At 63.7% G+C, this 23105-nt stretch carries 20 protein-coding genes; 12 read left to right on the top strand and 8 right to left on the bottom strand.

Annotated elements, in window-relative coordinates; all coding sequences use genetic code 11:
* Positions 1-45 precede the first annotated feature (45 nt).
* Positions 46-975, bottom strand: coding sequence for a pseudouridine-5'-phosphate glycosidase (locus AC1RBA_RS17265; RefSeq protein ID WP_492419290.1), 930 nt, complete (start codon positions 973-975; stop codon positions 46-48).
* Positions 976-978: 3 nt separating this feature from the next.
* The gene (locus tag AC1RBA_RS17260; RefSeq protein WP_492419288.1) at positions 979-2136 is read right to left on the bottom strand and encodes a carbohydrate kinase; all 1158 of its coding nucleotides are present in this window, start codon (positions 2134-2136) and stop codon (positions 979-981) included.
* A 355-nt stretch (positions 2137-2491) separates the two neighbouring features.
* Between AC1RBA_RS17260 and xapA the strand changes: the two genes are divergently transcribed.
* From xapA to AC1RBA_RS17225, 7 genes are all read left to right on the top strand, one after another.
* Positions 2492-3331: a xanthosine phosphorylase gene (xapA, locus tag AC1RBA_RS17255; protein ID WP_070312734.1), complete on the top strand. Its 840-nt coding sequence runs from the start codon at positions 2492-2494 to the stop codon at positions 3329-3331.
* Between the two features lie 118 nt (positions 3332-3449).
* A complete protein-coding gene (locus AC1RBA_RS17250; RefSeq protein WP_492419286.1) occupies positions 3450-4643 on the top strand; it encodes a phosphopentomutase in 1194 nt (397 codons plus the stop codon).
* Entirely contained in the window at positions 4640-5599 is a 960-nt protein-coding gene (gene deoC / locus AC1RBA_RS17245; RefSeq protein WP_070219318.1) for a deoxyribose-phosphate aldolase, read from the top strand. The genes AC1RBA_RS17250 and deoC overlap by 4 nt, the downstream gene beginning before the upstream one ends.
* Positions 5600-5611: 12 nt before the next feature.
* The gene (locus AC1RBA_RS17240) at positions 5612-7993 is read left to right on the top strand and encodes an aldehyde dehydrogenase family protein (RefSeq protein WP_492419284.1); all 2382 of its coding nucleotides are present in this window, start codon (positions 5612-5614) and stop codon (positions 7991-7993) included.
* 116 nt (positions 7994-8109) lie between these two features.
* Complete coding sequence (gene deoA, locus AC1RBA_RS17235) at positions 8110-9432, top strand: thymidine phosphorylase (protein ID WP_492419282.1); 1323 nt, start codon at positions 8110-8112, stop codon at positions 9430-9432.
* 106 nt (positions 9433-9538) lie between these two features.
* Positions 9539-9946: a cytidine deaminase gene (locus AC1RBA_RS17230; protein WP_034785574.1), complete on the top strand. Its 408-nt coding sequence runs from the start codon at positions 9539-9541 to the stop codon at positions 9944-9946.
* Positions 9947-9950: 4 nt separating this feature from the next.
* The gene (locus AC1RBA_RS17225; protein ID WP_162995812.1) at positions 9951-11168 is read left to right on the top strand and encodes a nucleoside deaminase; all 1218 of its coding nucleotides are present in this window, start codon (positions 9951-9953) and stop codon (positions 11166-11168) included.
* A gap of 1 nt (position 11169) precedes the next feature.
* Here the strand turns inward: AC1RBA_RS17225 and AC1RBA_RS17220 are convergent, their stop codons facing one another.
* The 4 genes from AC1RBA_RS17220 to AC1RBA_RS17205 all read right to left on the bottom strand — a co-directional run bounded on the left by AC1RBA_RS17220 (position 11170) and on the right by AC1RBA_RS17205 (position 13822).
* Positions 11170-12333 carry a dipeptidase gene (locus AC1RBA_RS17220; protein ID WP_492419280.1) on the bottom strand — a complete coding sequence of 388 codons (1164 nt, stop codon included), beginning with the start codon at positions 12331-12333 and terminating at the stop codon, positions 11170-11172.
* Positions 12334-12344: 11 nt separating this feature from the next.
* The gene (locus AC1RBA_RS17215) at positions 12345-12767 is read right to left on the bottom strand and encodes a VOC family protein (RefSeq protein ID WP_230506668.1); all 423 of its coding nucleotides are present in this window, start codon (positions 12765-12767) and stop codon (positions 12345-12347) included.
* A gap of 160 nt (positions 12768-12927) precedes the next feature.
* Entirely contained in the window at positions 12928-13197 is a 270-nt protein-coding gene (locus AC1RBA_RS17210) for a hypothetical protein (protein WP_070219312.1), read from the bottom strand.
* 142 nt (positions 13198-13339) lie between these two features.
* The gene (locus tag AC1RBA_RS17205) at positions 13340-13822 is read right to left on the bottom strand and encodes a hypothetical protein (RefSeq protein ID WP_070219311.1); all 483 of its coding nucleotides are present in this window, start codon (positions 13820-13822) and stop codon (positions 13340-13342) included.
* Between the two features lie 310 nt (positions 13823-14132).
* Here AC1RBA_RS17205 and AC1RBA_RS17200 point away from each other — a divergent pair, with 310 nt between their 5' ends.
* On the top strand, positions 14133-15068 hold the full coding sequence (locus AC1RBA_RS17200) for a choice-of-anchor A family protein (protein ID WP_070291200.1): 936 nt from the start codon (positions 14133-14135) through the stop codon (positions 15066-15068).
* A 13-nt stretch (positions 15069-15081) separates the two neighbouring features.
* On the opposite strand, the gene AC1RBA_RS17195 is transcribed toward AC1RBA_RS17200, so the two are convergent.
* Together AC1RBA_RS17195 and AC1RBA_RS17190 are read right to left on the bottom strand one after the other, a co-directional pair.
* Positions 15082-15780: a TetR/AcrR family transcriptional regulator gene (locus AC1RBA_RS17195; RefSeq protein WP_070219310.1), complete on the bottom strand. Its 699-nt coding sequence runs from the start codon at positions 15778-15780 to the stop codon at positions 15082-15084.
* Between the two features lie 10 nt (positions 15781-15790).
* Positions 15791-17248 (bottom strand): aminotransferase-like domain-containing protein, encoded by a 1458-nt coding sequence (locus tag AC1RBA_RS17190; RefSeq protein WP_409027176.1) that lies wholly within the window; start codon positions 17246-17248, stop codon positions 15791-15793.
* 199 nt (positions 17249-17447) lie between these two features.
* On the opposite strand from AC1RBA_RS17190, the gene aptA reads away from it, so the two are divergent.
* From aptA to preA, 4 genes are all read left to right on the top strand, one after another.
* On the top strand, positions 17448-18764 hold the full coding sequence (aptA, locus tag AC1RBA_RS17185) for an omega-aminotransferase AptA (protein WP_492419277.1): 1317 nt from the start codon (positions 17448-17450) through the stop codon (positions 18762-18764).
* 75 nt (positions 18765-18839) lie between these two features.
* Positions 18840-20345 carry a CoA-acylating methylmalonate-semialdehyde dehydrogenase gene (locus AC1RBA_RS17180; protein ID WP_492419309.1) on the top strand — a complete coding sequence of 502 codons (1506 nt, stop codon included), beginning with the start codon at positions 18840-18842 and terminating at the stop codon, positions 20343-20345.
* A gap of 46 nt (positions 20346-20391) precedes the next feature.
* A complete protein-coding gene (locus AC1RBA_RS17175) occupies positions 20392-21759 on the top strand; it encodes an NAD(P)-dependent oxidoreductase (RefSeq protein WP_492419275.1) in 1368 nt (455 codons plus the stop codon).
* On the top strand, positions 21759-23039 hold the full coding sequence (gene preA / locus AC1RBA_RS17170) for an NAD-dependent dihydropyrimidine dehydrogenase subunit PreA (protein WP_492419273.1): 1281 nt from the start codon (positions 21759-21761) through the stop codon (positions 23037-23039). Before AC1RBA_RS17175 ends, preA begins: the two co-directional genes overlap by 1 nt.
* Positions 23040-23105: the final 66 nt, after the last annotated feature.

Here is a 23105-nt window from a genome sequence, read left to right as displayed (position 1 = left end):
GCGCGGACCGGTAACGGCGCGCGCGCTTTCTTTACAGCGGTCCTATTATCGTGCCACGACCGCCTGCATGGCAATGGCCAGCGCGGTGCCGACTTGGGCATTGTGTTTGACCAGCGCGATATTCGTCGCCAGGCTGCGGCCATCCGTCAGCTGCTTGATGCGCGACAACAGGAATGGCGTGACTTGCTTGCCCTTCACGCCGCCCGCGTCCGCTTCCTGCAAGGCTTGCGTGGTGATCGCATCGATTTCTTCCTTGGGCATCGCTTGCGCGGCCGGCACGGGGTTGCTGACGATCACGCCGCCTTTCAAGCCCAGCTGCCACTTGGTGCCGATGAAGGCGGCCTGCTCGGCGGCCGTGTCGAGGCGGAAATCGGCCTTGAAGCCGCTTTCGCGCGTGAAGAAGGCGGGGAAATCTTCCTGGCCCACGCTGATGACGGGCACGCCGTGGGTTTCCAGGTATTCCAGGGTCAGGCCGATGTCGAGGATGGATTTGACGCCCGCGCAGACGACGGCCACGGACGTGTGCGCCAATTCCTGCAAGTCGGCGGAAATGTCGAAGCTCGTTTCCGCGCCGCGGTGCACGCCGCCGATGCCGCCCGTGACGAACACGGCAATACCAGCCAGTTCCGCGCAGATCATGGTGGCGGCCACGGTGGTGGCGCCCAGTTTGCCCTGCGACAGGACGAACGGCAGGTCGCGGCGGCTGACCTTCATGGCGTCGGGCGAGGTGCCCAGCAATTCCAGCTGCTCCGGCGACAGGCCCACACAGATCTTGCCGCCGATGATGGCGATGGTGGCCGGCACGGCGCCGCCGTCACGGATGATCTGTTCCACTTCGCGCGCCATTTCCACGTTTTGCGGATACGGCATGCCGTGCGAAATGATGGTCGATTCCAGCGCCACGATGGCCTTGCCGGCGGCGCGCGCATCGAGCACTTCTTGCGAGAACGAGAGGAAATTATTCAGTTGCGTCATATGTCAATCCTGTTGAAAGAGGGTAGGGGGAGGCGGCGCCAGGTCGGCGTCGTCGATGTCGTCGAGGGCGCCGGCCGAAATCAGGGGCGAGACGGTGGCAGCCGATTCCAGGGTCATGGCCGCCAGCTTCAGGCCGCGCCGGCAAGCCAGTTTCAAGTCGCTGATGTCGTGGTACAGCGACCAGCAGACGGCGGCGGAAAACGCGTCGCCTGCGCCCGTCACGTCGACGGCGTCCACTTCGCGCGCGGCCAGGTGCACGATGGGTGCATCAAGATGGTCGCCATCCGTGAAATACACGCCTTCGCCGCCGCAGGTGACGATCACCTGGCGCGCCCCCTGGCGCTGCACTTCGCGGCAGGCGGCGCGCACCTCGAACGCCGTCGGCAAGGGGTGCGCCACGCGCGTTTCCAGCTCGCCCCGGTTCAGGATCAGCAGGTGCAAGCCCGTCAGGTCTTGCGGCAGGTGCGCCATCTTCGGCTGCGAGACGGCGACGATGACGAGCGGCGTCGCGCGGGCCGCGTCCTGGCGCGCATCGGCCAGCAGTGCCTGCACGCTGTCGTGGCCCAGGTTCAGGTCGCAGACGGTGAGGGCGGCGGCGGCGCGCTGCGGCTGGCGGCTGTGCAAAAAGGCCGGCGTCAGCTGTTCGTACAGTTGCATGTTGGCCATCGCCAGCAGCATTTCGCCATGCTCGTCGAGCACGGCGGTATAGGTGCCGCTGCTGGTGTTGCTTAAATGCAGGCTGCCGCGCATGTCGATGCCCGCGTCTTCCGCGTGCGTCTGCAGCGCGTGGCCGGCCGCATCGTCGCCCAGGGCCGTCAGCAGGGCGACGGGAATCGACAGCCGGGCCAGGTTTTCCGCGATGTTGCGGCCCACGCCGCCAAACACTTCTTCCGAACGCACGGGATTCGAGGTGCCCATCTGCAAGGTTGCCAGCGTGCGCATCTTGCGGTCGAGGTTGGCGGCGCCTATGCACAGCACGGGACGGCTGTCGGGCAGCACGTAGGCGCGTCCCAGCAGGCGTCGCTCGCGGATCAGCCCGGCGATATGGCCGGCGACGGCCGAGCGCGACAAGCCCAGCTCGCTCGCCAGGTCTTGCTGCGAGATGAAGGGGTTGTTGCGGATCAGCGCATATAGCTGGTCTTTTTTATTGGTATCGGTCACAAGGTTTCACTGAAAGGATAGACATTTGTCCGAAACTTTAAACATTTGTCTGATTGGTGTCAAGCTCGCATAAAAAACCTTCGTATGGAGCTTGTATGCATGCATTTCCCGGGCATGGCCGGCCTGGGCTAGCCTCGACTATAATATCGGCCATTTATATTTGAATTGTATAAATGGGCAAGAAAAATGGTATTTGCCATACATATTCCGTTTGATGCATAGTGGCGGCAAATACAGCCATACGCATTTCGATATACCAGTAACACCATACATACCCGCTACCTGGGCCGCAGTCCATACCGGGCACGGCCGTGCAGGCAGCAACCAATCATCATTAGTCAATCAGAGGATAACCATGTCGAACAACACCCCTTTCCACGCCGCCGAAATCATCCGTGCCCGCGCCCCAGAAAATTTCAAGCCGCGCGTGGCGATGATCCTCGGCTCCGGCCTGGGCGTGTTGGCCGAGCAAATGACGGACGCCGTCAGCATCAGCTTTGACGAATTGCCGGGTTTCCCGATCAGCACCGTGCACGGCCATGCCGGCGAACTGGTGGTCGGCACCTTGTCGGGCGTCGCCGTCGTCTGCATGAAGGGCCGTGGCCATTTCTATGAAGGCTATGGCATGGGCGTGATGACGAGCGCCATCCGCACCTTGAAACTGCTGGGCTGCGAAATGCTGTTCGTTACCAACGCCGCCGGTTCCCTGCGCCCTGAAGTGGACGCCGGCAGTCTGGTCGCCATCAGCGACCATATCAACCTGTTGCCAGGCACGCCGATGGTCGGCCCGAACGACGACCGCTTCGGCCCGCGCTTCTTCAGCATGGCCAACGCCTACGATGCGGACCTGCGCAAGCTGGTCAAGGACACGGCAGCCTCTAATGGCATCACCCTGCACGAAGGCGTGTTCGTTGCCTACCCTGGCCCGAACTTCGAGACGGCCGCCGAAATCCGCATGATGGCGCGCCTGGGCGCCGACACGGTCGGCATGTCCGTGGTGCCGGAAGTGGTCTCGGCCCGCCATTGCGATCTGAAAGTGGTGGGCGTGTCCGTCATCACCAACCTGGCCGAAGGCATGTCGCCATTCGCCCTGTCGCACGAACAAACCCTGAAATACGCGGCCATCGGCGCGAAAGACCTGGTCAAGCTGATTCTGGCCTTCCTGGCGACCGTATCGGCTACGCCGCAAGCCTAAGCACTTTTTTACGCAGTAGCGGCGCGCCGGCCACCGGCGCTGCCGCGCGGCAGACCGGGAAAATCCGGCCTACACTGACCGCATCATCTTTGCATCACTCCATAAAGCGAGCCTTATCATGTCACGCGCATTTATCCTCCTGCTTGATTCCTTCGGCCTTGGCGCAACGCCAGACGCCGCCAAGTATGGCGACGCAGGTGCCAATACCTTTGGCCACATTGCCAGCACTGTCGCCAAAAGCGGCAAGACCTTGAAACTCCCGAACATGGAACGCCTGGGCCTGGGCGCCGCAGCGCACCTGGCCAGCGGCGAATGGGCCACGGGCTTCGACCAGCGCGACGGTTTCACCGGCGCCTACGGCGCGGCGCGCGAGCGCTCCACCGGCAAGGACACGCAGAGCGGCCACTGGGAAATCGCCGGCGTGCCCGTCGAATTCGACTGGGGATATTTTCCCCGCACCACGCCGTCGTTTCCGGCCGACCTGACCGACAAACTGAAAGCCCTGTCCGGCGTGCCGGGCTTCCTCGGCGACTGCCATGCCTCGGGCACGGACATCATCAACAAGCATGGCGACGAGCACGTCGCCACCGGCAAGCTGATTATCTACACCTCGGGCGACTCGGTGATGCAGATCGCCGCGCACGAAGAATCGTTCGGCCTCGAGCGCCTGTACGAAGTGTGCGAAATGGCCTTCAAGCTGGTCGAGCCGTACAACATCGGCCGCGTCATCGCCCGTCCGTTCACCGGCAGCAACGGCAACTACACGCGCACTTCCAACCGCCACGACTATGCGGTGGCGCCGCCAAGCAAGACCCTGCTCGACCACGTCAAGGATGCGGGCGGCGAAGTCGTCGGCCTGGGCAAGATCAGCGACATTTTCGCCACCCAGGGTATTTCCAGAGTCGTGAAGGGTGTCGACAACATGGCGCTGTTTGGAGCGCTGTTGAAGACGGCCGATGAAGTGCAGGACAAGTCGCTCACTTTTGTCAACTTCGTCGATTTCGACCAGGCATTCGGCCACCGCCGCAACGTCGAAGGCTATGCCGACGCGCTGCGCGAAATGGATGCGCGCCTGCCGGAATTCATGGCCAAGCTGAAGGACGGCGACCTGGTCGTGATCACCGCCGACCATGGCTGCGACCCCACCTGGCACGGCTCCGACCACACCCGTGAACACATTCCGATGATCTTCTTCGGCCCCGGCGTCGCCCCGCGCGCGCTGGGTATTTCCGAGACCTTCTCCGATATTGGCCAAACCCTCGCCAAGCACCTTGGCGTACCACCACTTGCTAATGGAACCAGCTTGTTATGACACTCATGCACCCCGAATTCAAGCGTAACGAGGCCGTTGGCCTCGACCTGGGCTGGATCAACCAGATCCGCGTCAACCGCGCCGCGACGGACCGCCGCGCGGCCAGCCTGGCGAACCGCCGTACCGTGAAAAAGGAATACCAGGCCGCCTGGCTGGTGAAAGCCATCCAGATGATCGACCTGACCACCCTGGGCGGCGACGATACGCCGGGCCGCGTGGAGCGCCTGTGCATGAAGGCCATGCGCCCGCTGCGCGCCGACCTGATGGACGCGCTGGGCCTGACGCAGCTGAGCACCGGCGCCGTGTGCGTGTACCACGAGATGATTCAACCGGCCGTGAAAGTCATCCAGGGCCGCTTGCCCATCGCCGCCGTGTCGACCGCCTTCCCGGCCGGCCTGACGAACATGGAAACGAAGCTGCGCGAGATCGAATTGTCGGTCGCCGCGGGCGCTTCGGAAATCGATATCGTCATCACGCGCCAGCATGTCCTGAACGGCAACTGGCAAGTGCTGTATGACGAAATGCTGGCTTACCGCAAGGCGTGCGGCGAAGCGCACGTGAAGGCGATTCTCGCCACGGGCGACTTGCTGACCATGGAAAACGTGGCCAAGGCGTCGTGGGTGTGCATGATGGCGGGCGCCGATTTCATCAAGACGTCCACCGGCAAGGAAAGCGTCAACGCCACCATTCCCGTGGCCCTGACGATGGTGCGCACGGTGCGCGAATACTATGAACAGACGGGTTTCAAGGTGGGCTTCAAGCCGGCCGGCGGCGTCAGCTCGGCCAAGAGCGCGCTGCAATACCTGACCCTGATGAAGGAAGAGCTGGGCAACGAATGGCTGCAGCCGCACCTGTTCCGCATCGGCGCTTCCAGCCTGCTGACCGACATCGAGCGCCAGCTCGAGCACTACGTCACCGGCAGCTACTCGGCCAATCATCGTCACGCACAACCTTAAAGAACAATCGTCATGCCAACAATTAACGAGATTCTCAATACTATGGACTACGGCCCTGCTCCCGAAAGTCAAAAAGAAGCGCAAGCATGGCTCGACGGCCATCAGCGCAAGTTCGGCCTGTTCATCGACAACGCCTGGAGCGAGCCGGCCGAACTGTTCGCCTCGACCAATCCGGCCGACGGCACGCAGCTGGCCGAACTGACGCAAGCGACCGATGCGGACGTGGAACGGGCCGTGGAAGCGGCGCGCCGCGCGCTGCCCGTATGGCAAGGCATGGGAGGCCATGGCCGCGCCAAGGTCATGTACGCGCTGGCCCGTCTGCTGCAAAGGCATTCGCGCCTGTTCGCCGTGCTGGAAACCCTGGACAACGGCAAGACCATCCGTGAAACGCGCGATATCGACCTGCCGCTGGCCGCGCGTCATTTCTACCATCATGCCGGCTGGGCGCAGCTGCAGTCCGAAGAATTCGCCGACTACCGCGCCGTGGGCGTGGTGGGCCAGATCGTGCCGTGGAATTTCCCCCTGCTGATGCTGTCGTGGAAAATCGCCCCGGCCCTGGCGGCCGGTAACACGGTCGTCTTCAAGCCGGCCGAATTCACGTCGCTGACCGCCATGCTGTTCGCCGAATTGTGCGTGCAGGCGGGCGTGCCGGCCGGCGTGGTCAACATCGTCACGGGCGACGGCAGAGTGGGCTCGGCCATCGTCAACCATCCTGGCGTCGACAAGATCGCGTTTACGGGTTCCACCGAAGTGGGCCGCCTCATTCGTGAAGCGACGGCCGGCAGCGGCAAGAAGCTGTCCCTCGAATTGGGCGGCAAGTCGCCGTTCATCGTCTTCGAAGACGCGGACCTGGACGGCGCCGTGGAAGGACTGGTCGATTCGATCTGGTTCAACCAGGGGCAAGTGTGCTGCGCCGGTTCGCGCCTGCTGGTGCAGGAATCGGTTCAGGAGCGCTTCCTGAACAAGGTGCGCGCGCGCATGGAAAACCTGCGTCTCGGCTCACCGCTGGACAAATCGATGGACGTGGGCGCGCTGGTCGACCCCGTGCAGCGCCAGCGCATCGCCGCGCTCGTCGATTCGGCCCGCGCCGAAGGCTGCGACGTGTGGCAACCGGCGTGCGAACTGCCGGCTGACGGCTCGTGGTTCCCGCCCACCCTGATCACGGGCGCGTCGACCTCGGCCGCCGTGGCGCAGGCTGAAATCTTCGGCCCCGTGCTGGTGGCCATGAGCTTCCGCACGCCGCCCGAAGCGGTGCAGCTGGCGAACAACACGGTGTACGGCCTGGCCGCCAGCGTGTGGACCGAGTCGATCAGCCTGGCCCTCGATATCGCGCCCGCCATCAAGGCTGGCGTGGTGTGGATCAACAGCGCCAACCAGTTCGATGCGGCCTGCGGCTTCGGCGGCTACCGCGAATCGGGTTTCGGCCGCGAAGGCGGCCGCGAAGGCATGCTGGAATACATGACGGCCCTGGCCGAAGATGCGCGTCCGGCCCTGCCGCTGGTGGAAGCGAAGGCCAAGGCCAACGCGAAGCCGGCGGCAGCCGACCCGTTCGCCATCGACCGCACGGCCAAGATGTACATCGGCGGCAAGCAGGCGCGCCCTGACAGCGCCTACAGCGTGCCCGTGTTCGGCGCGAATGGCGCCTTGCTGGCCGAAGTGGGCGTGGGCAGCCGCAAGGACATCCGCAACGCCGTCGAAGCGGCCCATAAAGCGTCCGGCTGGACCAGCGCCACGGCGCACAACCGCGCGCAAGTGCTGTACTACATCGCCGAAAACCTGGCAGCGCGCGCCGACGAATTCGCCGCCCGCATCGCCGCCATGACGGGCAGTAAAAATCCGGAGAAGGAAGTGCAGGCTTCGATCGAGCGCCTGTTCTATTACGCCGCCTGGGCCGACAAGTACGACGGCCTGGCGCACCAGCCGCCAACCAAGGGCATCACCGTGGCGCTCAATGAAGCGGTCGGCGTGATCGGCATCGTCTGCCCGAATGAAGCGCCACTGCTGGGCTTCATTTCGCTGGTGGCGCCGGCCATCGCGCTGGGCAACCGCGTGGTGGTGGTGCCGTCGGAAGCGCATCCGCTGTCCGCGCTGGACCTGTACCAGGTGTTCGACACGTCCGACCTGCCGGGCGGCGTCGTCAACATCATCAGCGGCAACGCCGATGAACTGGCGCGCACCCTGGCCACGCACGCCGACATCGACGCCGTCTGGCGCCATGACGGCTCCGCCGACGGTTGCGCGGAAGTCGAGCGCCTGTCGGCCGGCACCCTGAAGCGCACCTGGGTCGGCGGCGCCAAGGGCCGCGACTGGTACAGCGCCGCGCAAAGCGGCGGCCGTGCCGTGCTGGCGCATGCGTCGCAAGTGAAAAACGTGTGGATACCTTACGGCGTTTAACTGACTGATCGTTGGAATTGCAAAGCTGGGGTCAGACCCGTCGGGGGGATACGCCATTGGGCGTATCCCGATCCCGCAGGGACTGACCCCAAACCTATTTTTATTGGAGTTATTCCATGTTTTTGACCCAGGAAATCATCCGCAAGAAGCGCGACAAGGGCGTCCTGAGCGCCGAGGAAATCCAGTTTTTCGTACGCGGCATCACTGACGGCAGCGTCAGCGAAGGGCAGATCGCGGCGCTCGGCATGGCCGTCTATTTCAACGACATGAACATGGACGAGCGCGTGGCGTTCACCCTGGCCATGCGCGATTCCGGCCAGGTGCTGGACTGGCGCTCGCTGAACCTGTCGGGCCCCATCGTCGACAAGCATTCGACGGGCGGCGTGGGCGACGTGGTCTCCTTGCTGCTGGGCCCCATGGTCGCCGCGTGCGGCGGTTACGTGCCGATGATCTCGGGCCGCGGCCTGGGCCACACGGGCGGCACCCTCGACAAGTTCGACGCCATTCCCGGCTACTGCACGGTGCCGGACAATGCACTGTTCCGCAAGGTAGTGCAGGAGATCGGCGTGGCCATCATCGGCCAGACGGCGCAGCTGGCGCCGGCTGACAAGCGCTTCTACAGCATCCGCGACGTCACCGCCACGGTGGAATCGGTGGCGATGATCACCGGCTCCATCCTGTCGAAGAAACTCTCGGCCGGCCTGGACGCGCTGGTGATGGACGTGAAAGTGGGTTCCGGTGCCTTCATGCCCACCTACGACAAGTCGGTGGAACTGGCCGAGAGCATCGTCGCCGTCGGCAATGGCGCGGGCATGCAGACGTCGGCGATCCTGACGGACATGAACGAGGCGCTGGCGCCATACGCCGGCAATGCGCTGGAAGTGCGCGGCGCCATGGATTACCTGACGGGCCGTTCGCGTCCCGCGCGCCTGCACGAAGTCACCCTGGCGCTGTGCGCCGAGATGCTGGTGCTGGGCGGCCTGGCCGCCACCGAAGAGGAAGCGCGCGTGAAATTGATCGCGGCCCTCGATTCGGGCGAAGCGGCAGAGCGCTTTGCGCGCATGGTGTCGGCCCTGGGCGGCCCGGCCGATCTGGTCGAGCATCCTGATAAACACCTGGAACAGGCGCCGTTCGTCGTGCCGGCGCCAGCGCTGTCGGCCGGCTTTGCCAACGTGCGCGATTGCCGCGCCATCGGCCTGGCAGTCGTGGCATTGGGCGGTGGCCGCCGCCGTCCGAGCGACAGCATCGATTTTGCCGTCGGCCTGACGGACCTCGTGGGCCTGGGCGAGCAAGTGGCCGTTGGCCAGCCGCTGGCCATGGTGCACGCGCGCACGGAAGCGGCGGCGCAGCAAGCCGTCAAGGAAATCCAGGACGCGTATGCAATCAGCGCCGTGGCGCTGGCGGGCAATCCGGTGATTTATCGTACCATTCGACCGTAGTTGAAAACTGGGGTCAGACCCCCGTTTGTGATGGCGCTGAGCTATGTGTGAGCGGTGTTGAGGGTCTGACCCCGGCCTTAATGATTTCAAAGGTATAACAGAAAAAATGAACAACCAAGAACTGATCGCCGAAGCCAATGCCGGCCGTGAACTGGCCTACGCGCCATACTCGCGTTTCAAGGTGGGCGCGGCGCTGCTGTGCAAGGATGGCCGCGTCTTCCGCGGCTGCAACGTGGAAAACGCCGCGTATGGCCTGTGCAACTGCGCCGAGCGCACGGCGTTTTTCAGCGCCATCGCGCATGGCTGCAAACCGGGCGACTTCGCCAGGCTGGCCGTTACGGGCGACACGGCTGAACCGATTTCGCCATGCGGCGCCTGCCGCCAGGTGATCTTCGAGATGGGCGGCGCCGACCTGCCCGTGATCCTGACGAACCTGAAAAACGATGTCATGGAAGTGACGGCCGGCTGGCTGCTGCCGCACGGCTTCGGCAATTCCGACCTGGACATGAAGTAACAGGATCCGCTTGAACAAGACGATCGACATCCAGGCCGCCGTGGCGATAGCCGCGGCCGAAGCCATGGCGGCGAAGACGCAGGGTACCTTTGGCGTGGGCGGCGTGCTGCTCGACGGCGCCGGCAACGTGCTGCAATCGATGCATAACAACGTCGTGCGCCAGGGGCTGGTGTTCGACCCCACGGCGCATGGCGAGCGCCAGCTGGTGGACTGGTATTTCGCCGAGCGGGCCAAGGGCGCGCTCTTGCCGCCGCCGGGCGAACTGACCATCGTCACTTCGCTCGACCCCTGCTGCATGTGCACGGGGGCGATTCTGGCGGCAGGCTTCAACGTGGTGGTGGCCGCGCCCGACGTCAAGGCGGGCATCAATTACGATGGCAGCGCCACGTTTACGGCCTTGCCGGCGCCGCTGCAGGCGCAGGCCGGCCGCAGTTTTTGCTATCCGGCCGTGCGCGGCGCCACCGAGTATGCGCGCGCCCCGTCCGGCGCCGCGCCCAAATCTTTTTTTATCGGCAAGAGCATCCATGAGGCGACGCAGGCACTGTGCTCGCTCGTGTTCGAAGCGACATCGGCGCAGGTGATGCAGCTGCTGAACGCCGGCGACGACGTGCCCCTGCGCGATCCCGCCGCCTTGCCGCCCGAGCATGTCGTGGTGCGCGCCTTGCGCCGCCGCTATCCCGACGCCCTGACTTACCGCTGCGACCCGCACGCGCCCGACGCGGGCCTGGCGCCATTCCTGCAGGCGGCCATGGAGCAGGACGCGCGTGATGGCGGCCAGGGCGATGCGGCCGCCTTGCTCGATTCCTTCGGCAACCTGCTGCTATGCATGCCGGGTAAGTTGAGCCAGTCGGCCATACGCACGCCGTTCATGGAATGCACGCGCCAGTACGCGCAGCTGCGTTTTGAATTGATGGCGAATGCGGTGCCGGCGCTGCAGGAGGAAATCAAAAGCTACCTGGGCCACCCCAAGCACGGCACCTTCGTGCTGGCCATCGGCCCGGACGACAGCGCCGCCAGTTTCATGACCCTGGGTGCCTACGGCTCCACCATGGAAGGGGCGCTGCCGGAGAATAATCCCGCACAGTTCCAGTACGTGCGCCCGGCCATGGCGCAAGACGCGCTGCTGGCGCTGTGCGAGTCGATGCCGCCGCTGTACCGCAAGTTGATACGCATCCGGCCGCGCCAGGTGGCGGACCAGGCCCTGGTTCAGGCGCTAGGCTAGTCTAGGCGTCATCGTCCGGCAGGTTCTTCAGCAGGAAGTCGCGCACGTTTTCGCCTGCCACGCGGCGGATCTGCGCTTCCGACAGGCCAGCATCCAGCAGCGCCTGCGTCAAGCGCGGCAAGCCGGCCGCGTCGATGGCCGTGGTGACGGCGCCGTCGAAGTCCGAACCATAGGCCACGTGTTCGGCGCCGATCAGCTTGACCGTGTACTTGATGGCGCGCGCGATCGAGGCCACGTCCTTGCCGCAGACGGCCGTATTCCAGAAGCCGATACCCACCAGGCCGCCCTGGGCGGCGATGCGTTTCAGCTGGGCGTCGCTCAGGTTGCGCCCGTTGGCGCAGGTGCCGCGCACGCCCGTGTGCGACACCATCACGGGGCGTTTCGCCAACGTCAGTACGTCGTCGATGGTGGCCGGCGAGGCGTGCGCCAGGTCGACGATCATCTTGCGCTGCTCCATGGCGCGCAGCCATTGCTTGCCCAGCGGCGTCAGGCCGCCTTTTTTCAGGCCGTGCTGGGAGCCGGAAAGTTCCGTGTCGAAGAAATGCGTGGGCGCGGCCATGCGGTAGCCGGACTGGTACAGGGTGTCGAGATTGTCCAGCTTGCCTTCGAGCGCATGCGCGCCTTCCAGTGTCAGCCAGCCGGCCAGCAGGGCGGGGTCTTTTTCGCGCGCGGCGATGAAGCTGCGCAACTGGGCGCGGCTGCCGATGACGCGCACCTTGCCATGGCTCTTGCCCGCTTGCTGGCGCAGCTCGTCGGCCTGCCAGGTGGCGCGCGCCAGCAGGCTGTTCCACGTGGCGGGCGGCAGGCCTTGCGCCACCACCAGGGCCGTGATGTTGTCCGTGTCGCTGCCATTGCGCTCGATATTCATCTTGCGCGGCGTCTTGGTGACGACGGAAAAGGCTTGCAGCGCCACGTTGGCCCGCTGCAGGCGGGGAAAGTCGACGTGGCCGCGCTGGCTGTCGCGGTTCAGGTCGCGTTGCCACAGCAGGCTGTCGGCGTGCAGGTCGGCGATCCACAGGCTCTGGTGCAGGGCCACAGTGGCTGCCGACGGCGCCTTGCCGGACGGGGGATGAATGCGGTTGAGATGTTCGTCGACGAGGACGGGAGCGGACAGGAAACCGCCGATCAGCGCAAGGCTGGCGGCGGTGAGGGTAGCGACAATCATTGTTCTCCGTTTTACCATGGATCGTAGGTGCCCAGGCTCCAGATGTGGCCTTCCGGGTCGCGGCAGGTAAAGCCCCGTCCGCCGTAATCTTCATCCTTGATGTCGAGCACGATCTCGGCGCCGGCTTCGCGCGCGCTGCGGTAGACGGCGTCGGCGTCGTTGACGACCAGGTAGCAGTTTTGCGTGTTGGCGCCGCCGATGTCGCTTGGCAGTTTCATCAGCCGGCCATAGTCGCTGTCGAGTGCGGGTGCCACCATGACCATGCCATTGCCAAAGCTCAGTTGCGCATGGGCGACACCACCATTGCCGTCAGGCACGATCAATTGTTTTTCGAAACCGAGTGCCTTGCACAGCCATTCGATGGCGGCGGGCGCGTCGCGGTAGCGCAGGCAGGGAATGGTCGTATTTACTGTAGCTTTTGCTGTCGTGGTCATCAGAAAACTCCTATGGCTGAGGGGGAGTAGCTTCGATCATGGATACTGCGTAGCGTTCCGTATCAAATCCCTCCATTTGGATGGTTTTGATGCCCGTCAGTGCCGCGCCCATCCATAGTGCCATAGAACCATCATTGCACTCTTGCCACGACGCAAATTTTTATTGCGGCGAATGCTGCGAAGCCGACGCTTTCTGATCTGCGCCGGCATCGTCGTTGTTGCTTGCCCATCTCAGCAGCATGACGAGGGCAAACAGCATGATGGCCAGCGGCAAGATGGTGATCAGGAACGCCAGGCCCAGGCAGCAGACCAGCAGCATGGGCCAGGACATGGTGCGCAAGGCAGCCATCCCCTGGCGCGCGTAAGCGCACAGCTCGTTCCAGAAAGCGCTGAAGGAAGTGCTGCCCGGTGCCGAATTGATGTCTTTCATGCCGTTCTCCTGTCGTGTGGGTGCCGCTGCCGTATGCATGCTGGCAATGAAACCACTATAGGCAAATCCTTGCTGCCGGGTATGGCGTATGCGACGAATGGCAGGAATGGCGGACCGAACGGCGACAGGCAACGACAAACGGTTACTCGAAGACCTTCAGTTTCAGCTGGAAACTGAGCGCGCCATACAGGCGGTCCTTGTAAGACGGCACGATGGCGATATTCACGCCCACGCGCTGGTATTCATAGCTGATGGTGGGGACCAGGGCCGGGAACCAGCCGCCATCGCGCATCTTCGGATAGCCGCTGAAGCCGCCAACGACGGCGCCGATGCGCAGCGGGCCCACCTTGATCGGCTGGTAGTACACGCCCAGGTAATTCGAGTAGGCGCGATCGCTATTGTAGAAGCGGCCGGCCGTGACCGACGCGACCGTGGAGAAGCGGTATTCGGCGCCCAGGCCCGGATTGCTGTCGTTCAGGTTCTTGTCGCGCTGAAAGTGATACGAATAAAAGCCCGCGTTGAGCCAGGTTTCGCTGAGCGGCTGGTTGTCGATCATGTTAAACACGTCGGCTTGCGCGCCGCAGGCATATGCCAGCATCAGTGCGCCTAGGGACAATCGTTTCATGCGTGCTTCATCCTTATGATTTCATACTTCGTGGGCTCGCCTGGTCTGGCGCTGCCGCGATCGTATCACCAAGTTGGCTGCGCTTCTAAGCAATATTGAAAGTGCAGAACAGACGGCTGTTTGCCCGTCTGTTTTCAGCGTTAGCCGGATGGCTGGGGCGTTCTCCGGGCAGCGCCAGGAGAATGATTCCCGCCGAGCAACTATGTTTTCATTATTGTTACAAAAGTTGTTGGTTTGCGACATATCAAAGCGAATGGATATGATATTCTGGCGTCAAGTTAATTTTCTTTTTGGAAATAAAATGTCAATCATGCCTAAATCATCATTCGTTCTCGTTTTGTCGACCGTGTTTGCCGCCGGCGCCGCGCAAGCCGGTGTTGTCGATTTGGGCATCGGTGGCGCCAATTTGTATTCCCTCAGTAACTTCAGCGCGTCCGGCAGCGATGTCGAAGGCGGCGTGCTGGTGGCCGGCAATCTGACGGCATCGAACTATTCGGTCAATGACAAGAACAAGGATGCCTACGTCACGCATGGCAACACCGGCTATGCGCTGGTCGTTGGCGGCAACCTGAACTACAGCTCCGGCTCGATCAAGAACGGCAATTACTATGTGGGCGGCAGCACGACGACGAGCAGCGTGGGCCTGAACACGGCTAGCAAGACCACGGTGTCGCCCGTGTCGTTCGCCACGACGTCGGCGCAGCTGAAAAACACCTCGACCTCGCTGGCCAACGTGGCAGCGACGGGCAGCAGCTCGGTGGCCTATGGCGGCATGACCCTGAAGGGCGGCACGGGCAATGTGCAAGTGTTCGACCTGACTTCCGCGGCGCTGGGCTCGGTGAACAACTTCAAGTTCAGCAATCTGCACACGAACGACACCCTGATCCTCAATATCAGCGGCACGAACGTGAACCTGTCCGGCGGCTACGGCGATTTCAGCAAATACAATGTGCTGTACAACTTCTATGAAGCGCAAACCATCACCTTGAACGGCGTGGGCCTGTACGGCAGCGTCCTGGCGCCGCTGGCGACCCTGGCCGGCGGCAATGGCCAGATCAACGGCAGCGTCGTGGTGGGGAACTGGGCCTCGAACATCCAGGTCAATGCGAACCATTATTTCAATGCTACCAACGTGTCCGGTTATGTGTCGGCCGTGCCGGAACCGGAAACCTATGCGATGCTGCTGGCAGGCCTGGGCATGATCGGCTTCATGGCGCGCCGCCGCAAGAACAAGACGGCTGCGTAAGCGTTCGCGCTGTTCAGAAAACCGCCTGTCGAGGCGGTTTTTTTTCGTCCGCTGGCGGCATGGCCACCGCCGCCAGCACCATGTGCGCGATCAGGGCTTCCGCATCCTCATAGTCCTTGCGCGTGAGCTGCTTGCGTTCCAGCACCAGGGCCATCTGCGCCGAAAAATCCGCATACGATTGGGTCATGGCCCAGATGGCGAACATCAGGTGCGTGGCGTTGACGGGAGCGATCCGGCCTGCGGCGATCCACGCTTCGAAGACGGCGATATCCTTGCGCAGCAGGGGCACGACCCGGTCGCGTATCTGCGTGCCGTACAGGGGCGCGCCATTGATCACTTCCAGCGCATACACGCGCGAGGCCCACGGCTGTTCGCGCGAAAAACGCAGCTTGGCGCCGATATACGCGCGCAGCACGTCGCGCGGCTCGTCGTCTTCATTGGCCAGCATGTCCATGCGCGCCAGCCAGTCGTCGAGCACGTCGTCGAGCACGCGCTGGTACAGCAGCTGCTTGGACGGGAAGTAATACATCAGGTTTTGCTTCGACAGGCCGGCCCGCTCGGCGATGGTGGCGATCGACGCGCCCTCATAGCCGCATTCGGCGAACGCGCGCACGGCTTGCTCCAGGATGTCCGCTTCCAGGCGGTCGCGGTTTTGCAAACGCCGGCCGCCGGCATTTTTCACGGGAAGGGCAGGGGATTTGTCGCTGGCCATGGCGGGTTCTTTAGCGTGGGCGGATCGATTGCAGGAATGCCTGCAGCACGGGGGTATCGGTGTAGGCCACGTTGAAGCGGAACCACACCGTCTCGGGCGCGCGCAGCATGAAAAATTCGTTCGGCGACAGCAGGATGCCCGCCTTCAAGGCCATGTCGGCGATGACCTTGCCATTCCATTCCGGCGTTTGTACGTCGGGCCAGCCGGCGCTGACGAACATGCCGCCGCGGGGCCGCGCCACGGGCGCCATGCCCGCCTGCGCCAGGCAGTCGATGCTGCGCTCGCGGGCCGCATCGAGCTGCGCCACGAGCCGTTCGACCATGCGCTTGTAGGGCCGCGCGCAGATGGCGTGGTAGACGGCGCGCTCGTTGATTTCCGACGTCGTCAACCCTGCCAGCATTTTGACGCGCACCAGTTCGGCCACCAGCGGCGGCGAGGCGCAAATCGACCCCACGCGCAGCACGGGCGACAGAGTCTTGGAAAAACTGCCCACGCGGATCACGCGGCGCAAGCCGTCCATCGCCGCCAGCGACGCTTCGCCGCGCGCCGCCAGTTCGCGGTAGATATCGTCTTCCACCAGCCAGAAATCGAATTGCTCGGCCAGTGCCAGCAGGCGGTGCGCCTGCGCCTGGGTGAGCGATGTACCGAGCGGATTTTGCAGCACCGTGTTGACGAACATGAGCTTCGGCTGGGTGCGCGCGGCTTCAACGGCCAGCGCATCGAGATCGAGGCCCGCTTCGCCGCGGTGGACGCCCACGGGGATGCAGCCGTGGTGGCGTATCAGCGACTGCAGGTTGCTGTAGCCGGGGTCTTCCACCAGCACCGTGTCGCCCGGCTTGGTCAGGCTGCGCAGGATCAAGTCAAAAGCATGCGTGGCGCCGTGCGTCAGCAGGACCTGGTCCGGCTCAACCTGGAACAGCTCTTCCGACAGGCTGCTTGCCAGGTGCTGGCGCAGCGAGGGAAAGCCGAGAGGGTGGCCATAGCCGCGCAGGCGGCTGGCGGGAATGCGCATGGCCTGGCGCACGGCGTCGAGCACGGTCGCTTCGCCATACATCTCGGGCGGCAGCCAGCCCGCCCCCACGGGCAGCGCGTCGGACACGCCCGAATACAGGTCCGGCGTGAGGGCGTCGATGGCCGTGGGGCTGGCATGCACAGCCAATTGCGGCGAGGCGGCGATATCGTGGCGCGCGACGAAATAGCCGGAACCGCGTCGCGACGACAGCAAACCGAGGTTGACCAGGCGGTCATACGATTCGACGACGGTAAACGTCGACACGCCATTGCAGCGGGCGAACTGGCGCACGGACGGCATGCGCGTGCCGATGCGCAGGGCGCGGCTGCCCACCATGACGCTGATGGCGATGACGATCTGCTCGACGAGGCCGCCCTTCTTCTGGCGGTCGATGTCCAGCACGGGCCAGCCGCTTGCTTGCTCGGGGGCATCGTCTGTGCTGTCGCTGTGCTTCACGGTGGCTCCTTATGCTGCCTTGCACAAAACTGTAGTGTTTTTCCGACCTGTACGGTTGGGATACTTTGCCGTTTGTGTATCTGTGCCATTGGGGATGGCCTGTCTATTATTACATCAGCTTTTTGCCAACTGGTAAATTATTTTACGCTTCGTCAAAAACGATCCTGGCCCCGCGCCAGCCCATTCCAAGGAGAAGGTCATGAACGAAACAAGGCCGGAATCGATGTCGGCATTCTGGATGCCGTTTACGAACAACCGCGATTTCAAGGCCAACCCGCGCCTGCTGGTATCGGCCGAAGGCATGTATTACAAGGATGTCGATGGCAACGCCATCCTCGATGGCACGGCGGGCCTGTGGTGCGTGCCGTGCGGCCATGCGCAGCCGAAAATCGTCGGCGCCATCCGCGAGATGGTGGGCCAGCTCGACTTCGCTCCCACCTTCCAGATGGGCCATCCGGCCGCCTTCGACCTGGCGGAAAAACTGATGGACTACACGGGCCACAAGTTCGGCCACGTGTTCTATACGAATTCCGGTTCCGAAGCCGTCGATACGGCGTTGAAGATCGCGCTGGCCTACCACCGGGCGCGCGGCGAGGGTGCACGCACGCGCCTGATCGGCCGCGAACGCGGCTACCACGGCGTGGGCTTCGGCGGCATTTCCGTGGGCGGCATCGGCGGCAACCGCAAGACCTTCGGCCCCCTGCTGCCGGGCGTGGACCACCTGCCGCACACGCACAACCTGGACAAGAACGCCTACACGGTGGGCGAACCCGAATACGGCACCCACCTGGCCGACGAGATCGAGCGCATTGTCGCCCTGCACGACGCCTCGACGATCGCCGCCGTCATCGTCGAACCGGTGGCCGGTTCCACGGGCGTGCTGATCCCGCCGAAAGGCTATCTGAAACGCTTGCGCGAACTGTGCACCAAGCACGGCATCCTGTTGATTTTCGATGAAGTGATCACGGGTTTCGGCCGCATGACGACGCCGTTCGCCGCCGACTATTTCGACGTCGAGCCGGACCTGATGACGACGGCGAAGGGCCTGACCAACGGCATGGTGCCGATGGGCGCCGTATTCAGCAAAAAGTATATCCACGATGCCTTCATGGATGCGCCACCCGGTATCGAACTGTTCCACGGTTATACGTATTCCGGCCACCCGCTGGCCTGCGCCGCCTCGCTGGCCACCTTGCAGGTGTTCGAGGAGCAGGACATCCTGGGCCACGCGAAAGCGATGCAGGCGTACTGGAGCGACGCCGTGCACTCGCTGAAAGGCTTGCCGCACGTGATCGACCTGCGCAGCATCGGCCTGATCGCCGGCATCGAACTCGATCCCATCGCCGGCAAGCCGGGCACGCGCGCCTTCAACGCCTTCAAGCAGGCCTTCGCCGACGGTGTGCTGATACGCACGACGGGCGACATCATCGCGCTGTCGCCACCGCTGGTGCTGGAAAAACAGCACGTCGACGAGCTGTTCGGCAAGCTGGCCAAGGTGCTGAAGAACCTTGATTAAGCCCCGGGGTCAGACCCGCCGGGTCTGACCCCAGAATTTGCCCTTGGGGTAAAGAGAGGAAATAACGTGAACCAAATTAACACACAGCTCGACACCATCACCCACTACATCAACGGCGCCAAAATCGACACCCAAAGCGGCCGCTACGGCGACGTCTACAACCCGGCCCTGGGCGAGCCTGTGGCGCGCGTGGCGCTGGGCACCGTGGAAGACGTGGACGCGGCCGTGCAGGCGGCGGCCACCGCCTTTCCCTCGTGGTCGGCCACGCCGCCGCTGACGCGCGCCAGGGTCCTGTTCCGCTACCTGCAGCTGTGCCAGCAGCACACGGACGAATTTGCCGCCATGCTCACGCGCGAGCATGGCAAGACCTTTGCCGATGCGCAGGGCGAAGTGGCGCGCGGCATCGAGATGGTGGAATTTGCCGTCGGCATACCGCAATTGCTGAAGGGCGAATTCACGGACCAGATTTCGCGCGGCATCGACGCCTGGTCCATGCGCCAGGCACTCGGCGTGGTGGCCGGCATCACGCCATTCAATTTTCCCGTGATGGTGCCGATGTGGATGTTCCCCGTCGCCATCGCTTGCGGCAATACCTTCGTCTTGAAACCGTCCGAGCGCGATCCGTCCGCGTCGCTGCTGCACGCGAAATTGCTCAAGGATGCAGGTTTACCCGACGGCGTCTTCAACGTGGTACAGGGAGATAAAGTGACCGTTGACGCCTTGCTCGACCACCCCGTCGTGCAGGCGATCAGCTTTGTCGGCTCCACGCCGATCGCCGAATACATCTATGCGCGCGGCAGCGCCAGCGGCAAGCGCGTGCAAGCCCTGGGCGGCGCGAAAAACCACATGGTGGTGATGCCCGACGCGGACATGGAGATGACGGTCGACGCGCTGATCGGCGCGGCCTACGGATCGGCGGGCGAGCGTTGCATGGCCATCTCCGTCGTCGTGGCCGTGGGCGACGCGGGCGACAAGTTGATCGATGCACTGGCAACGCGCACGGCCGCACTGAAAGTGCGCGACGGTATGGAAGATGGTGCGGAAATGGGACCGGTGGTGTCCTTGGCCGCCAAGCAGCGCATCGAAAAACTGATCGCCTCCGGCGTGGAGCAGGGCGCCACCTTGGTCGTCGATGGCCGCAACCACGTAGTGCCGGGCCGCGAGAACGGCTTCTTTGTCGGCGGCACCTTGTTCGATCACGTCACGCGTGACATGAATATCTACAAGGAAGAGATTTTCGGCCCCGTGCTGTGCGTGCTGCGCTGTCCAGACGTGGTGCAGGCGGTGGAGCTGATCAACGCCAACGAGTATGGCAACGGCGTGGCCATCTACACGCGCGACGGCGGCGTGGCGCGCGAATTCGTGCGCCAGATCCAGGTCGGCATGGTGGGCGTCAACATCCCCTTGCCCGTGCCGATGGCCTTCAACAGTTTCGGCGGCTGGAAGCGCAGCATGTTCGGCGACCACCACGCGTATGGCCCCGAAGGCGTGCGCTTCTACACGCGCCACAAGGCCGTGATGCAGCGCTGGCCGAACACGGCAAGCGCTGGTGTGGAATTTGCTTTTCCCCAGATGAAGTAAGGGTTTCAGACGACAAATTGGCCGCACAGAAAAAGAGGAATACGCGATGATCGAGTCCTTGAGTTATTTACCGCATCCCGCCCTGCCCAACGAGGAATTGGCTGGCCATTTCACGGACCTGGCGCCGCCCCTGACGGCGCGCCAGGCCGCCATCGAAAGCGCCCGCTGCCTGTATTGCTACGACGCGCCGTGCAGCCGTATCTGTCCGTCGGAAATCGACGTGGCCAGCTTCATCCGCAACATCCACGACAAGAACATCAACGGCGCCGCCGCCGGCATCCTGAAGCAGAACATCCTGGGCGGCAGCTGCGCGCGCGTCTGCCCGACGGAGATTCTGTGCGAAGACGTCTGCGTGCGCAACCACGACGCCGAAGGCCAGCCCGTCAAGATTGGCCTCTTGCAGCGCTATGCCGTCGACCACATGCATTTTACGGCGCACCCTTTCAAACGGGCGGCCGCCACGGGCAAGACGATCGCCATCGTCGGCGCGGGACCGGCGGGACTGTCGTGCGCGCACCGCCTGGCCATGCTGGGCCACGACGTGGTGATCTTTGAAAAAGAGGGCAAGGCGGGCGGCCTGAATGAATACGGCATCGCCAAGTACAAGCTGACGGACGATTTCGCGCAAAAGGAAATCGACTTCCTGCTCGATATCGGCGGCATCGCCATCCGATGTCGCCAGGCGCTGGGTGAAAACGTGCAGCTGCGCGACTTGCATGCGCAGTACGACGCCGTCTTCTTGGGCCTGGGCCTGGGCGCCAGCCGCAAACTGGGCTTGACGGGCGAGGACGCACCGGGCTTGCTGGCGGCCGTCGATTACATCGCCGCGTTGCGCCAGGCGGACGACCTGGCCGCGCTGCCCGTGCCGAAACGCGCCATCGTCATTGGCGCCGGCAATACGGCCATCGACATGGCCGTCCAGATTCAAAGGCTGGGCGCCGAGGAAGTCACCCTGGTCTACCGGCGCGGTTTCGACGCCATGACGGCCACCCATCATGAACAGGAGATCGCCAAGGCGAACCAGGTGCGCATGCTGACGTGGGCCCAGCCGCAGCAGGTGCTGCTCGATACTGCCGGCAAGGTGGCCGGCATGCGTTTCGAGAAAACGCGCATGCAGGGCACGCGCCTGGCGGGCACGGGCGAAACGTTCGACGTGGCGGCCGACGCCATCTTCAAGGCCATCGGCCAGAGCCTCGACACCGAGGTGCTGATTGACCCGATGGCGTCGTTGCTGAAACGCGAAGGCGACAAGATCGCCGTCGACGCGGGTTTCCGCACGGTGCTGCCGGGGATCTACGCGGGCGGCGACTGCGTGGCGCCGGGGCAGGACCTGACGGTGCAGGCCGTCCAGCATGGCAAGCTGGCCGCACTGGCCATCCATTCCGATCTGTTCAATAAAGTGGAGGCTGCATAATGGCTGATCTCAGCATCGAATTTTGCGGCATCAAGGCGCCGAATCCCTTCTGGCTGGCGTCCGCACCGCCGACCGACAAGGCGTATAACGTGGTGCGCGCCTTCGAGGCGGGGTGGGGCGGCGTCGTGTGGAAAACGCTCGGTGAAGACCCGGCCGCCGTCAACGTCTCGTCGCGCTATTCCGCCCTGTACGGCAAGAACCGCGAAGTGGTCGGTTTCAATAACATCGAGCTGATTACCGACCGCTCTTTGGCAATCAACCTGCGCGAAATCACGCAGGTGAAAAAGGACTGGCCGGACCGCGCCATGATCGTCTCCCTGATGCTGCCCTGCGAAGAGCATTACTGGGCCGACATCCTGCCCAAGGTCGAGGCGACGGGGGCGGACGGCATCGAGCTCAATTTCGGCTGCCCGCACGGCATGCCGGAGCGCGGCATGGGCGCGGCCGTGGGCCAGGTGCCCGAGTACGTGCAGATGGTGACCGCCTGGTGCAAGAAGCACAGCCGGCTGCCCGTCATCGTCAAGCTCACGCCCAACATCACGGACGTGCGCATGCCGGCGCGCGCGGCCAAGACGGGCGGCGCGGACGCCGTCTCGCTGATCAACACCATCAATTCGATCACCTCGCTGGACCTGGACCGCATGGTGGCCTTGCCCATCGTGGGCGGCGCCAGTACGCACGGCGGCTATTGCGGCTCTGCCGTGAAACCCATCGCCCTGAACATGGTGGCGGAAATCGCCCGCGATCCGCAGACGCGGGGCTTGCCCATTTCCGGCATCGGCGGCATCGGCAACTGGCGCGACGCGGCCGAATTCCTCGCCCTGGGCGCCGGCTGCGTGCAGGTGTGCACGGCCGCCATGCTGCATGGTTTTCGCATCGTCGACGAGATGAAGGATGGCCTGTCGCGCTGGATGGACGAGAAGGGCTATGCACGCATCAGCGATTTTTCCGGCAAGGCCGTGGCCAACACGACGGACTGGAAATACCTGGACATGAATTACCAGGTGATCGCGCAGATCAACCAGGACGACTGCATCAAATGCGGCAAGTGCTACGTGGCTTGCGAAGACACCTCGCACCAGTCGATTGCGCAGTTGATCGACGCGGCCGGTACGCGCACGTATGAGGTGATCAAGGAGGAATGCGTGGGCTGCAACCTGTGCGAAATCACCTGTCCGGTGCAGGGCTGCATCACGATGGTGCCGCAGGCCACGGGCAAGCCTTACATGAACTGGACGCAGGATCCGCGCAACCCTCGGGCATTGGCGGAATCGGTATAGGGCACGTTTTTTGCGTACGCATATTTTATAAACAGTTGCCCAACTTTGCAGTAAGCTAGGCCGCAG

Source organism: Janthinobacterium sp. GW823-FHT03B06 (genome assembly GCF_058796955.1).
The sequence above is the reverse complement of the archived record's forward strand: the minus strand, read 5'-3'. Positions and strand labels throughout refer to the sequence as shown.